We start from the raw sequence: 12,098 nt of genomic DNA, 5'->3' as shown, positions 1-12,098 counted from the left end.
AAAATAATCTATCTCGGCTTGTTATGTCGGGTATTCGCTGACAAAAACATTTCCCTTTTCAGCTTTTTGTCAGTGAATGTCATTTAGGGCTGCCCGTATCGCCCTCGAAGGGTCGTCAGCAGGGAGCCCCACGGCAGCTAAGGCGATGCGTACGACTTCGGCAAATGGACCATTTTCATATGATGATGGCCGGCCTATGTATCTTCTGTATAGAAAGGCAAGGACCTTAACAAATCCATGTTGATCTGTCTTGGGGCGTCCCTTTGAAAGGGGTAGTGACTTTTCCCTGGCTTCAAGAAATGTGTTGAGCCGTTCAAGCGAGTGTCTTGCACATGTCGCTTCTCTAAGACACTCAGAATAAAATTTTGACCATTCCGTATTTTCAGAAACACCGCTTTCAATGTCAAGCAATGAATTGTATTCCTCTCCAGCAATATCAACTTCCCCGTCCATGATTCTTTTTAAATGAAATAGAACTGAACTGAATTCGGAACGCATTTTTGATATATCGTCAAGAGCTTTCTTGTTGGGCTGCGCTCTCTCAAGACGTCTTTTCATAAGTTCTATATGCCTACAGACACTATGTGCAAACGTATCGATATTGCGAAGCTTTTCTTGAACAACTTTATCCTTCTGAATGCGAGTCAGTAGCGATTTAAAATCTTCACCATTCTGCCGACTAACCCCAAGCCTTTCTTCCGCAACAGTCTCCCATATTTGATTGGCAAGCAAAGCGTCCATTTTAAAAAAGATCCATTTGTCAAGTAATTGGTCACCGTGCGAATTACCCATGTTCCCTCCCTGTAAGGGGTCCCTGAAAGAATCCCCCGGCAGGCGGTTCAGGATGCCGCTTTTCGGCCACGATGATCAGTCGCAACCTCGCCGGGGGAAAGGTCTTTTATCTGGCGGTCACAGCCAAGTGCATACCCAGACCGTCGAGAAAGGGCTTGAGGCGACACAGGGCTTCCAGGCCCTCGGCGGGCAGGTCGGCGGACTCCAAGGACTGGGCTTTGACCACGCGCTCAATCGCCAGGGCCAGGGCCGGGCAATCGCCGTCCTCAAGTGCCGCGCTCAGGTATTCGGCAGCATGGGCGGGGTCGCGGAGCCATTCGGTCATGTGATCGTCGTAGGAAATATCCTTCATGGCCGGTTCCTCCAATCCGCCCAATATCGCCGGGCGGTCTTGATGTCTACCGATTGGGTCGTCTTGTCCCCGCCGCACAGCAGGATGACCAGCTTTTGCCCGTGCTGGCCGAAATAGACCCGATAGCCGGGGCCGCAGTCTATGCGAAGTTCCGCCAGCCCTTCGCCAAGCGGTTTCACGTCGCCAGGGTTCCCGGTCGCCAAGCGGTCAAGGCGCTGACCGATCCGGGCTTGAGCGCGAATATCCCGCAGGGCCTCCAGCCATTCCTTGTACGGGCAACGGCCATCCTCGGCCACATACAAGCGGACCTCGCGGGCAACAGCAATCGGCGTCATTTCGTGCCGCCTCCCAAGCGCACCACCTTCCCGCCTGCCCTGGCCGCGTCCATCCCGGCCTCAAGGCCCTTGACCGCCCGGCGCAGGGTGTCCGGGGACAGGTGGGCATATCGCTGCACCATAGCGAAGGACTGGTGGCCCATGAGTTGCTGGATCACATAGAGGTCCGTGCCAGCCTCGGCCAGCCAAGACGCGAATGTGTGCCGCAGGCTATGGAACACCACCTTTTGCCGGGCGTCGGTCACGCCATCGTTGAAGCCAAGGGCGTTCACGGTCTTGATGAAGGATTGTGATATCTGTCCCACTCGCTCCCCCGTCTCGGACGGAAACACAAGGTCGGCGGGGCTTCGGCGCTCCCTGTCCGCCAGCATGGACTTTGCCGCATCGGTCAGGATGGCCGCCCGGGTCTTGCCCGATTTAGTGTCACGCAGGCAAAGGACGCCGCGTTCCATGTCCACGTCGCCCCAGGTCAGGGCGAAGATTTCCCCGGCCCGAAGCCCGCAGTGCAGGGACAGAAGCGCCATATCCCGCACCTGAGGACTTTTCTCGGCCAAGGCGGCTAGCAACCGGTCCGCTTCTTCATGGGACAAAAACCGCACCCGGCGATTGTCGGAACTCGGCTTCTTGGTCTTGGTCACGGGGTTCTGCCCGGCAAACAGGTCGTGGTCCCTGGCGAAGTTGAACACCTGCCGCACCACGGCCAGGGTGTACGTGATGGATCGCGCGGCCCGGCCGGCATCCGCCATGTTCTTCTTGATGCGCTCAAGGTGAATCGGGGCAATGGCCTTCAAGGGCTTGTCTGCCAGGACCGGGGCAATCCACAGGCGGTAGCACTGGTCTTCCTTCTGCCAGGACCGCTTAGCCTTGTTCTTTTTGGCAATGGGGAAGTAGTCGTCAAGGAACACCCGGCCGAATGTCACGTTGTCGCGCTCGGCAAGGGCTCGGGCCTCGGCTTCCTCTTGGCGCTTGGCCTCGGCATTCTGGCGCTTCTCGGCAAGGCTGGTAGCCCCTTCGCCCGTCCTGGCGGCCTCTTGGAGCTTGCCCAAGGTCTGAGCAGCCTTGGCGGCGGTCCATCCCTGACTTGCCCACCCAAGCGCCTCTTCCCGACGAACGCCTCCCACGCGATATCGGATGGCAAAATACTGGTCGGGCTTTACACCGTGCTTCCGGGTCGGATGTTCACGATACCGGACGCCTTCGTGCTTGGTTTGCTTCCAGGTGTAGCCCATTTTTGTCCCCCGGGATTTTGTCCCCCACCTGTCCCCCAAAAAGAGGGGAAACGGGGTGAATCCGTGTGAAGCCTTGTAAGGAGAGAATGGGGCGTAAAGCGTGACAAGTCAAGGGTTTCGTGACTTCTTGTGAACCAGAGTGAATGCCTTTACAAAGAACTCTTAATCCGTTGGTTCAAAGTTCGAGTCTTTGATGGCCCACCAGCAAGTCCAGGGAGTTAGGTGCATAACCTAGCTCCCTTATTGCTTTGGTGGTCGCTTCTGGTCCCGCCATGGTCCCACTCTTTGCGGCAATAACGGGCTGGAATGGGGCTTATTCCGGTCGTCTGTGCGTACAGATCGGCTTCCGTCGAAAGTTGACCCCAAAAAGAGACAAGCGCAGGCCACGTTTCCCTGGAAGATTGGGGGGCTCTTCTTGTGGATCTGCAGGTTGGGTTTAATGAGTATGCGTTGCTCCGGTAGAAAAGTGCTCAGTATACTGTGGGGAGAATATTCGCCTCTTCGACATGATGTTTTCCTGCTTGTGGGAATCTATTCAACTTCAATTTATAGTCAGTGATTCGAGTTGTGTTCAGGTCTTTTCCTCCCAGGAAACGACCCTGTTTCTTCCTGCGTTTTTTGCTTCATATAGAGCCTTGTCGGCATAATACATAATATCGGAAAGGTTCTGGCCATCTTTGCGTTCGACTATTCCAATGGATACAGTGAATGAAATATCGCAATCAGGTTCGTCGAGCTTTAATTGAGCCAAAGTCTGCCTGACCCGTTCAGCGACCTGTCGCGCTGTTTCTGCAGTGGTCTCAGGTAAAATCGCCGCGAATTCCTCGCCTCCAACCCTTCCAAACACGTCTGTCTGGCGAAACAATTTTCGACATTCTGTAGAAAGGGCTCTGAGGACATCATCGCCTATGGCATGTCCAAAAGTGTCATTGATGATTTTAAAATGATCGATATCAAGCATAAGAAAAGATACAGGTCGGCCATAGCGTTCTGAATGAACAATTTCCTCCTCGGCTCTTTCCAGGAATCGATGACGGTTGTTCGCCCCAGTAAGCGCGTCGGTTGTGGCGAGATGGTTTAACTGAAATTCCAGTTGCTTTCGTCTGGTGATGTCGTCAAGAATTATCAAAATTCCAGAAAACTTGCCTGATACATCCAGCATATGGGCAAGAAACACATCGAAGTATTGATTTGCACCGAAGGAGTCGATCCTTACCTCTACTCTATGTGAAAGAGCATCTCTTGCAGAAAATGAACTTACTTCTTCTTTCAACCAAGGCAAATAATCATCGAGAGGCTTACGAAGTCCCTCGGCTTTCCGGTTTAACGTACTGTGCCCTCCAGAGTAATACATTTCTCCTGAGTCCATATCTAATCCAAATAACTCTGTGGCTGAAAGGTTCATGCTGTCGAGCAAGCCTTCCTTGTCGACCAAAAAAACAGGACGAGGAGTACTTTCAAATACGGTAAGATACTTATTCTTTTCATTTGAAAGACGGCGATTTGCCTTTTCAAGTCTTGACATTTGTTCGGAGTCTTCGGTGGTTACCCACTCGGCGCACAAGGCGATTTCAAAGCGGTCGAAGCTCCTCAAGATAAAACGAATCCATGATTGTTTTAATTTTTCAGCACCCTTAGCTGTTACCAGATCGATATATGTATCTCTATAATACTTGAGAAGTCCAAGAAACATAGCCAGGTTGATACCGCGCTCACGATGTCGCTTAGCCTCGAGTCTTCCAAATTCTGTAACGGAATCGGCGGTGTAGTCTTCATCCGGGTTGAATTGAGGTTCTCCCTCCCCATGCCTATAACGAGCCATGCACAGGGCAGTTGTCAGGCCGGATATGGACATACGCCAAGCATCAAGTAATGTTGAAGTATATTTGGTAAAGTTATGTCGCTTGGCATATGAAAGAATACGCTCCATAAGCCATGTCTCATTGTCTCGTAATAATTGTGGGAGTTGATCCACCGCGCCTTCTCCGAATGGATTGCAAATTTCAGGCTTCTGCAATTATGCACTTCGAATGAGTTATTTAAATTTGTTCGAATGTACTATATATAAAATATGTTAGATAAAATAGTAGCTCATGAAGACGGTCCGTTGCAACACTTTGTTATGCCCTTGGCTTCACGACCTCTGAGGAAAAATGTGGGCGCTGACCAAGGTGCCTACAGCCTTCCTTCCCTCTCGCCTTCCTGTCGGGTGCGCCCGCTATGGGGACTGTTGGCTCCGTGGGGCACGGTCCGGGGACGGCCTGCCCGCCTATCGCCCCCAAATGCGGACGAGGCCGGGGAGATGTTCTCTCCCCGGCCTCATCCGCATTTATGGCCGTCCTGTCTTTTTCTTCCGGGATATTGCCCGCCACGCCGCGCCACGAGCGTGCGGGGGGACCTGTGCCGTGATCCGTCGTCAGCCGTCCACATCGCCCGGGGCGGCGTCTCCGGCCGCATCCGGGGGCACGGGCTTGCGCGACACCACATGGAACGGGGAAATATCGGCCTCGAGCCCCACTTTCGACTCGGAGGATTCCTTGGCCACGCGCAGGGCCGTCAGCGTGCCCACCCGGCGCAGTTTCGGGTCGAGCACGGACAGCGTGTCGCCCTCCCGCACCCCGTGGACGCTGCCAAGACCAAAGAGGATGTCCCAGTGGTCCTTCTCCTTGGCCAGTTTGTAGATGGGGCCGAGGCCCTCGGCATGCAGCCGCTCCTCTTCCTTGCCGGCCCGGCGGTAGGCGTAAACCAACAGCAGGGCGGCCAGGGGAATAATGGCCATCACCACCCACCAGGGCCCAAGGCCCAGGAAGCGTTCGGAAAGCGACACGTAGCTTCCCCGCATGGCGGCGGCGTCGGGGAACACGTCGACCAGCACCATGGAGCGTTCCTGGTCCGGTCCCGGCGGATGCAGCTGTTCCTTGGGGAAGACCGTCACGGCATAGCGGCCGGGAGGCGTCTGCGGGTTTACCGTAAACACGCCGCGCCAGACGCGGCCGCGCAGTTCCTGGAAATGGACGGCGATGCCGGGCGCATCGGCGTGGGTGGCCAGCACCTTGTCGTTGAGCAGGGCAATCCGCTCGTTCTCCTCGTCCGGATCGTCGGAGCGGGACCGGTTGTAAACATTCTGGATGGATTCTGGCAGCTTGCCCACCACTTCATGGTGTTCTCCGGGCAGGCTGCGCAAAACGTCCGAGCGGGCGTCGAAGACGAGGTAGAGCACGATATCCGCGATGCATGCCAGAAAAAGGACGAACAGGAGCACCGACAGCCGCGGCAAAATGTGTCGCATGGCCGCCTCCGCGCTACTGCGCCAGGGTTTCGGCACGCTGTTCGGCCTTCATGTCCCGTGCTTCCAGGCGCTTGATGCGCCACAGCACGATGTAGGCGAGGGCGATGGTGGGCACGAAGAGCGGCACGTAGCAGTGCAGAAACGTCTCGGAAAAATCGGCCGTGGTGTTGAAGCATTTCGAAAAAGTGTAGGTCAGCTCGGCGATGATCAGGACGTCCATGGTGATTAGGGTGACGGCCCGCTTGGCGGCGTGGGACAGGGACATGGCGCACACTCCTTATGGAGAGTAAGGCGGAAGCGCCCCGTTTCCGGAACGCCTCCGCCGATTGGGGTGGGGGTTACTTTTTGCGCAGGTCCTGCTTGGAGACGTTCATGACCTTGGCGGCCTTTTTCTTGTCGCCTTCCACGGTGTAGGCGATGCGCAGGATGTCGCCGGGCTGGGGCGGAATCCCGATCTTGGCCTCGCTGACGTCATAGACGGTCTGGATGCCCGTGGACTTGCCGTAGGGGTTCCCGGGGCCGAAGTTGGTGTCGTAGGCTTCGACCTTGATGGTTTTCTGGGCGTTGTTGTTTTCCAGGCATTTTCCCTGGACCACGCTGAAGGCCAGGGCCTGTCCGGCCGCGAAGAACAGGCCGAGGGCCAGGGCCAGGGCCAGGGCGACAATGGTATGTTGACGGCGCATGGCGGTTCCTCCGTTGACTGGGTTAGACGGATTGTTCCCGGGCTTTCTTGGCGCGCAGTTCCTGGGCCGCGCCGGTCAGCATGATTCTGATGATCCATATGCAGATGAGCGTGATGGTGCCGAGAATGACCACCGTGGCCGCGGCGTTGAACTTGAACTGCTTGAGGATGATGGAGAGCATGCAGCACAAAACGGCCACGCCGAAGGCCAGGCGGATGCCGTAGCCCTTGGCGTACTTGGTGGCCACGGTGCCGATCTGGGCGCCGATGGCCGCGCCGGAGAGCATCACGAAGACGGCCACGAGCTCGATGCGTCCCTTGAGGGCGTAGGTGAACGAGCCGTAAAGGCCGGAGATCATGACTTCGAAGAGGTCGGTACCCACGGCGATGTGGGTCGGGCAACCGATGAGGTAGACCAGGGCCGGCATGCGGAAAAGACCGCCGCCGATACCGAGGAAGCCCGCCAGCACGCCGGTGAGGTAGCTGACCAGGATGGGCAGCCAGGCCGAGCAGGTGAAGCCGGCCGTCTTGAAATACATCATGGGCGGGATATTGAGCTTTTGCATGGTCTTGTACCAGGTCAGACCCTCGCCGCTCTCCCCGCTACTCTTTTTCTTGCTGGTCGCCTTGTGGTAGTCATAAAAGACCATCCAGGAAATCAGGGCCAGAAGCACCACGTACACCCAGCGCACGACCGGCCCGATGGTTCCCAGCCGCTCGAGTTTCATGACGATCTGGGCGCCGCATTCGATGCCGATCATGGTGCCGATCAGCATGACGAAGCCGAGTTTGTAGTCCACGTTGCCGAATTTGGCGTGGCGCATGGTGGAAATCATCGATTTGCCGGCGATGTGGGCGATGTCGGTGCCGATGGCGAAGGCCATGGGGAAACCCAGGATGTTGAGGCCCGGCGTGACCATCCAGGCGCCGGCCATGCCGAAGAAACCGCCGATGACGCCGACCGAGAAGCCGATCAGCACAAGGCCGGGCCACAAAATCTCCACACCCGCGATGGGCATGTACAGGTAAAGCCAACTGGTATCCATGGCGTATCCTCCTTGCAGGGTGCGGCGCTAGTTTTCGATGATCTTGCGGGACTTGAGGTCAAGCCCGGTACGGGACATGATGAAATCCATGAGCACGCCGAGGAAGCAGCCGTATCCGGCGGTCAGCACCACGGCCCATACCGCGAACAACACAGGGTTGAAGTTGTAGAGGTCGGCGAAGTATTTCATGATATCCGAAGCGATGACACGCGTGTCGGCCACGACGACCAGTTCGCTCGCCCCGCCGCCGGCGGCCAGGGCCAGTGCCGGAATGAGCAAACCCGAAAGCAGGGTCAATCCCGTTACCCATAACGTGCGACGCAACATACGTACCTCCAGCGGTTGCAGTTATTTAACCACGAACACGGAACAGGGAGAATGGGCCACCACGCCCTGGGCGACGCTGCCGACCAGCAAACGCTCCAGCCTGGATTTGCCCTTATGTCCGATGACGACGCGATCCGCGCCCATCTCCTTGGCGTAGGTCACGATGGAATTGGCCGGGGATTCGCTTTGCTCCACATGCGTCTCGGCGCGCACCCCCTTGGCGGCGGCGGCTTCCTTGGCGGCGGCCACGGTCTTTTCGGCTACCGCCCGCAGCTTGTCGTTCATGCCCGGCGGCATGTCGTCGATATCGTCGAGCAGCGAGGCCACGGAGATGATGGTGAGCTCGGCCGCCTTGTCGACGGCCATGGCAACGGCTGTTTCCAGGACTTTTCCGGCAAAGGCGGAATCGTCGATGGCCACGAGGATTTTCATGGAGCACGCCCTCTCGTTATAGGTTGCGGCAATCGGGTGCGGGCCACACTGGCCCCGCGTTTGTTCCAAAAAAAGCAATCACCATGCCAAGAACCTTTTTTGCCAAATATAATAATTTTATTTCGCATGGTTAACGGAAATAAGGGAGACTGGTATTGACACCTTTGCCGGATTTGGCAGGATAGAAAAAAAGACCTGCATCGAAAAAGTTCTTGAGATTCCGGTAGAAAGAGAAATCCGGCAAGTTGTTGCCGGATACCGACCGGATGGGGACGACAAGGCTGAGACCGCATTTCGCTCTTTTTTTCACACGGAGGGGAACGGCGATGACCTGGATCGATATACCCAGCCGGATACAAGCCCGATTTCTCCCGTTTTATGCGCCAAACAAGCTGCGTGTGCGCACGAAGCTTTTGGCCGTGCTCATTCCCTCCATGGTGGCCATCCTGCTCGTCACAGGCTACGTCACCTACATTTTCTCGCAACAATTCCTGCAAGAAGCCTTGGAACGCAGCGGGATCGTGCAAACCCTGGCCCTGTCCCAAGCCCTGGAGGACGCCTTGGCCCGGGGCCGGCGCGACCTGCTTTTTTTCGTCGGTGAAAAGCCGACCGCCGAGGCCATGGCCGGCTATCTCGCACGCATAAACGCCCTGCGCCCCTTTTCGTATCGTGAATTCGGCTACCTGGACCTGGAAGGCCACGAGCACGTCTATTACGTCACCTTGCGCGGCAAGGCGTTCCGGGTGCCGGACGCCGCCATCCCGGATATCCGGCCGAGTCCCTTCCGTTTGGTGGAGGAAGCGCGCGGGCTGGGCCCCGGCCAGGTCGTCCTCGGTCCGCTCGCCCAGCTCGACTACCACCTGACCCTCGGCACGGGCGAGGACGTGGCCATGGGCGACGAGGTCTATCGCCTGGTCACGCCCCGCGCCGACGCCGCCGGCCGGATCGTTGGCGTGTACATCCTGAGCCTCGGGGCCCGGGACCTGCGCAACATCCTGTCGCTGTACAACTCCATCCACTCGCCGCTGCACGGTTTCGAGCGCAGCCTGGAGGTCCGATACAGTTTCCTCTTCGACACCGAGGGCTGGGTGCTGTTCCAGTCGGCCGAGGTCGGCGATACCGACCTGGAGCTCACCACGTACCTGGCCAGGGCCGGTTATTCCGGCACGCTCGGGCGGCGCGGCATGGACTCGGCCTTCCGGCCCGAGTCCCACTACAAGCATTATTGGCGGATGATCGGCGACGTGCGCGAGGGCAAAAGCGGCATCATCGACCAGGCCGACGACGACCAGCTCGACGTCGGCGGTTTTCGCGCCAGCTACATGCCCTATGCCCCGGTGCGGTTTTCCTCGTCGGAAAACGGCCCGTCCAAGGTGGTGGCCGGCGTGGCCTACATGGACAAGACGCGCATGACCCTTCGCGCCGGCTACAAGCAGGTGGACGTGGTGTTCATCATCACGCTTTCGGCCATCATCCTGGTCACGGGGCTCATCACCTTGCTCGCCCGGGCCATCACCCGCCCCATTATCGACCTGTCCCGGTCCGTCTCCAGCATCGAGTCCACAAACGGGCTTTCGCCCCTCAATCTGCCGGACCACGACCACGAGACCACGCTTTTAAAAAACGCCATCAACGCCATGATCGCGGCTTTGCGCCGCCAGTGGGACGAGATCAAGAGCCGCGACAGGAAGATCGAGCAGGTGCGCATGCGCGAGGCGGCCAGCCCGGACCCGGCCGTGCCCGGGGGAACGGCCGGGCTTTTCCCGGAAATCAAGGGGGTGGGGCCGCTTCTGGAGCGGCTGCGGGCGGAAGTGGCCAAGGCGGCCCATGTGGATGCCGACGTGCTGGTGACCGGCGAGACGGGTACGGGCAAGCAGCTCGTGGCCGAGGCCATCCACCGCTCCAGCCGGCGTGCGGCCAAGCCGTTTATCTCGATCAACTGCGGCGCCTTGGACGAGAATCTGCTGCTCGACACGCTTTTCGGTCACGTCAAGGGGGCTTTCACCGAAGCCCGCTCCGAGCGCAAGGGGGCGTTTCTGGAGGCCGACGGCGGCATCCTGTTCCTCGACGAGGTGCAAAGCGCCACGCCCAAGGTGCAGCAGGCGCTGTTGCGCGCCATCGCCATGCGCCGGGTGCGGCCCCTTGGCAGCGACAAGGAGCTGTCCGTGGACGTGCGCCTCATTGCCGCGTCCAACGTGGATCTGCGCGAGGCCATCGCCGCGGGGGCGTTTCGGGAGGATTTCTATTTCAGGCTCAAGGTCATTGCCGTGTCCACGCCGCCGCTGCGGCAACACAAGATGAGCATCTCCGCCCTGGCCCACCATTTCCTCAAGCAGGCCGGCGACACCACGGCCCGGCGCGGGCTGGGGCTGTCCCGGGGGGCACTGGCCAAGCTGACCGCCTACGACTGGCCGGGCAACATCCGGGAGCTCAAGCACTGCATTCTGCGGGCGGCGGTCATGTCCGAGCACAGCGTCATCCAGGATACGGACATCGTGCTCGAAGCCGACGGCGGCACGTTCGACGCCGCAGCGGCGGAGCAGGCGGCCGAGGCGGTCGTCGCCCCGCCCGAATCCTTTGCCGCCGTGTCCATGTCCCTGGAACAGGTGGCGCTCAACACGCGCCAACGGGCGGCGCTTCCCACCATCGTGCGGGAGGGTTCGGTCACGCGGGGCCGCTACGAGGCGCTTTGCGGCGGCATTCCCCAGCGCACGGCCGTGCACGACCTGCGGGACATGGTGGACAAAGGGCTGCTCGCGCGGCGGGGCAGCGGCCCGGCCACGCGCTACGAACCCACGCCGGCCGGCGTGCTCGCGGCCGGGGGGGAGTAGGGGGCCTGCGTTACTCGGCCGGCTCCCAGAATTTGCCGTCGGCCGAGGCCTTGGTCGTGACGGTCTTTCTGGCCCCGCAGTGCCGGCAGAAGACCTCCACCGTACGGGTGGTTTCCGTGCTGGCCGCTTCCGAGGAGCGAAGCGCCGGCTTGTTGCAGAAGATGCAGTCGAACTCGGGTTCCTTGTCGATGGGCGCGGGCTGGTGCAGGGTAAAGCTCATGGTTTCTCCCTTCGGCAGGCCTGGGACGCCTTGACGGCGCGTTATCGGTCCAGAACGTGATGCGACGGGATGACGCAGGTAAACGTCCCGCTAAGGACCATAGTCGCTTCGCGGCGCACCGTCACCTCCACCAGCCGTTTTTTCCCTTCCCCCTCCGTGACGGTGGCTTCGGCCGCGATCTCCTCGCCCACGACCACCGGGGCGGTGAAGCGGACCGTGGCCGCGCCGAGGACCACCCGCGGGTCGTTGACCGCGAGCATGGCGGCATGGTCGGCCAGCCCGAAGACGAAGCCGCCGTGGACAAGCCCTCGGTCGTCGGCGGCCATGGCCGGCAGCGTGGCCAGCCGGACCACGGCCCGGCCCGGGGACAGTTCCACAGGCGTGCCGCAAAGGGCCATGTCGATGTCGAGATGGGTGTTTCGCTGCATGGGTGCTCCGTAAGCGCTCAATAAGGCGCATCTTGTCAGGGCAATCGGAAGGCGGCAGAAGTTTTAGGCAGGAATAATCAGGCGTTTGGGATCGATGTACTGTGGCAGGAGGGCCTTGCGCTGGGCGTCGGAAGT

Annotated in this window: 14 protein-coding genes; 1 reads left to right on the top strand and 13 read right to left on the bottom strand. The window is 59.1% G+C overall.

Going from position 1 to position 12,098, the window contains the following annotated elements:
* Positions 1-69: 69 nt before the first annotated feature.
* The 11 genes from ACMZ6R_RS12735 to ACMZ6R_RS12685 all read right to left on the bottom strand — a co-directional run bounded on the left by ACMZ6R_RS12735 (position 70) and on the right by ACMZ6R_RS12685 (position 8,484).
* Positions 70-792 carry a hypothetical protein gene (locus ACMZ6R_RS12735; RefSeq protein ID WP_416111993.1) on the bottom strand — a complete coding sequence of 241 codons (723 nt, stop codon included), beginning with the start codon at positions 790-792 and terminating at the stop codon, positions 70-72.
* 106 nt (positions 793-898) lie between these two features.
* On the bottom strand, positions 899-1,144 hold the full coding sequence (locus tag ACMZ6R_RS12730) for a DNA-binding protein (protein WP_416111991.1): 246 nt from the start codon (positions 1,142-1,144) through the stop codon (positions 899-901).
* Positions 1,141-1,479, bottom strand: coding sequence for a type II toxin-antitoxin system RelE/ParE family toxin (locus ACMZ6R_RS12725; RefSeq protein WP_416111989.1), 339 nt, complete (start codon positions 1,477-1,479; stop codon positions 1,141-1,143). Before ACMZ6R_RS12725 ends, ACMZ6R_RS12730 begins: the two co-directional genes overlap by 4 nt.
* Positions 1,476-2,525, bottom strand: a complete 1,050-nt coding sequence (locus ACMZ6R_RS12720; RefSeq protein WP_416111987.1) for a tyrosine-type recombinase/integrase — start codon at positions 2,523-2,525, stop codon at positions 1,476-1,478. The genes ACMZ6R_RS12725 and ACMZ6R_RS12720 overlap by 4 nt, the downstream gene beginning before the upstream one ends.
* A 754-nt stretch (positions 2,526-3,279) precedes the next feature.
* Positions 3,280-4,638 (bottom strand): sensor domain-containing diguanylate cyclase, encoded by a 1,359-nt coding sequence (locus ACMZ6R_RS12715; protein ID WP_416111985.1) that lies wholly within the window; start codon positions 4,636-4,638, stop codon positions 3,280-3,282.
* 486 nt (positions 4,639-5,124) lie between these two features.
* On the bottom strand, positions 5,125-5,997 hold the full coding sequence (locus ACMZ6R_RS12710) for a hypothetical protein (RefSeq protein WP_416111983.1): 873 nt from the start codon (positions 5,995-5,997) through the stop codon (positions 5,125-5,127).
* Between the two features lie 13 nt (positions 5,998-6,010).
* Positions 6,011-6,262 carry a hypothetical protein gene (locus ACMZ6R_RS12705; protein WP_416111981.1) on the bottom strand — a complete coding sequence of 84 codons (252 nt, stop codon included), beginning with the start codon at positions 6,260-6,262 and terminating at the stop codon, positions 6,011-6,013.
* Positions 6,263-6,335: 73 nt separating this feature from the next.
* A complete protein-coding gene (locus ACMZ6R_RS12700; protein WP_416111979.1) occupies positions 6,336-6,680 on the bottom strand; it encodes a hypothetical protein in 345 nt (114 codons plus the stop codon).
* Between the two features lie 22 nt (positions 6,681-6,702).
* Positions 6,703-7,725 carry a sulfite exporter TauE/SafE family protein gene (locus ACMZ6R_RS12695; RefSeq protein WP_416111977.1) on the bottom strand — a complete coding sequence of 341 codons (1,023 nt, stop codon included), beginning with the start codon at positions 7,723-7,725 and terminating at the stop codon, positions 6,703-6,705.
* Positions 7,726-7,752: 27 nt separating this feature from the next.
* Positions 7,753-8,052: a DVU0150 family protein gene (locus ACMZ6R_RS12690; RefSeq protein WP_416111975.1), complete on the bottom strand. Its 300-nt coding sequence runs from the start codon at positions 8,050-8,052 to the stop codon at positions 7,753-7,755.
* Positions 8,053-8,073: 21 nt separating this feature from the next.
* The gene (locus tag ACMZ6R_RS12685; RefSeq protein ID WP_416111973.1) at positions 8,074-8,484 is read right to left on the bottom strand and encodes a universal stress protein; all 411 of its coding nucleotides are present in this window, start codon (positions 8,482-8,484) and stop codon (positions 8,074-8,076) included.
* A gap of 326 nt (positions 8,485-8,810) precedes the next feature.
* Here ACMZ6R_RS12685 and ACMZ6R_RS12680 point away from each other — a divergent pair, with 326 nt between their 5' ends.
* Entirely contained in the window at positions 8,811-11,315 is a 2,505-nt protein-coding gene (locus ACMZ6R_RS12680; protein ID WP_416111971.1) for a sigma 54-interacting transcriptional regulator, read from the top strand.
* Between the two features lie 10 nt (positions 11,316-11,325).
* Here the strand turns inward: ACMZ6R_RS12680 and ACMZ6R_RS12675 are convergent, their stop codons facing one another.
* Both ACMZ6R_RS12675 and ACMZ6R_RS12670 read right to left on the bottom strand, forming a co-directional pair.
* Positions 11,326-11,535, bottom strand: a complete 210-nt coding sequence (locus tag ACMZ6R_RS12675) for a hypothetical protein (RefSeq protein ID WP_416111969.1) — start codon at positions 11,533-11,535, stop codon at positions 11,326-11,328.
* 41 nt (positions 11,536-11,576) lie between these two features.
* Positions 11,577-11,963 (bottom strand): PaaI family thioesterase, encoded by a 387-nt coding sequence (locus ACMZ6R_RS12670; RefSeq protein ID WP_416111967.1) that lies wholly within the window; start codon positions 11,961-11,963, stop codon positions 11,577-11,579.
* Positions 11,964-12,098 lie beyond the last annotated feature (135 nt).

The sequence above is a fragment of the Solidesulfovibrio sp. C21 genome, assembly GCF_047785625.1.
Classification (GTDB): Bacteria; Desulfobacterota; Desulfovibrionia; order Desulfovibrionales; family Desulfovibrionaceae; genus Solidesulfovibrio.
The sequence above is the reverse complement of the archived record's forward strand: the minus strand, read 5'-3'. Positions and strand labels throughout refer to the sequence as shown.

Bases quoted from the DNA above. Each gene is read 5' to 3' on its own strand.
- ACMZ6R_RS12705 (WP_416111981.1), bottom strand. From the start codon at position 6,262: ATGTCCCTGTCCCACGCCGCCAAGCGGGCCGTCACCCTAATCACCATG.
- ACMZ6R_RS12685 (WP_416111973.1), bottom strand. From the start codon at position 8,484: ATGAAAATCCTCGTGGCCATCGACGATTCCGCCTTTGCCGGAAAAGTC.
- ACMZ6R_RS12725 (WP_416111989.1), bottom strand. From the start codon at position 1,479: ATGACGCCGATTGCTGTTGCCCGCGAGGTCCGCTTGTATGTGGCCGAG.
- ACMZ6R_RS12690 (WP_416111975.1), bottom strand. From the start codon at position 8,052: ATGTTGCGTCGCACGTTATGGGTAACGGGATTGACCCTGCTTTCGGGT.
- ACMZ6R_RS12680 (WP_416111971.1), top strand. From the start codon at position 8,811: ATGACCTGGATCGATATACCCAGCCGGATACAAGCCCGATTTCTCCCG.
- ACMZ6R_RS12710 (WP_416111983.1), bottom strand. From the start codon at position 5,997: ATGCGACACATTTTGCCGCGGCTGTCGGTGCTCCTGTTCGTCCTTTTT.
- ACMZ6R_RS12715 (WP_416111985.1), bottom strand. From the start codon at position 4,638: ATGGAGCGTATTCTTTCATATGCCAAGCGACATAACTTTACCAAATAT.
- ACMZ6R_RS12735 (WP_416111993.1), bottom strand. From the start codon at position 792: ATGGGTAATTCGCACGGTGACCAATTACTTGACAAATGGATCTTTTTT.
- ACMZ6R_RS12730 (WP_416111991.1), bottom strand. From the start codon at position 1,144: ATGAAGGATATTTCCTACGACGATCACATGACCGAATGGCTCCGCGAC.
- ACMZ6R_RS12695 (WP_416111977.1), bottom strand. From the start codon at position 7,725: ATGGATACCAGTTGGCTTTACCTGTACATGCCCATCGCGGGTGTGGAG.
- ACMZ6R_RS12670 (WP_416111967.1), bottom strand. From the start codon at position 11,963: ATGCAGCGAAACACCCATCTCGACATCGACATGGCCCTTTGCGGCACG.
- ACMZ6R_RS12700 (WP_416111979.1), bottom strand. From the start codon at position 6,680: ATGCGCCGTCAACATACCATTGTCGCCCTGGCCCTGGCCCTGGCCCTC.
- ACMZ6R_RS12675 (WP_416111969.1), bottom strand. From the start codon at position 11,535: ATGAGCTTTACCCTGCACCAGCCCGCGCCCATCGACAAGGAACCCGAG.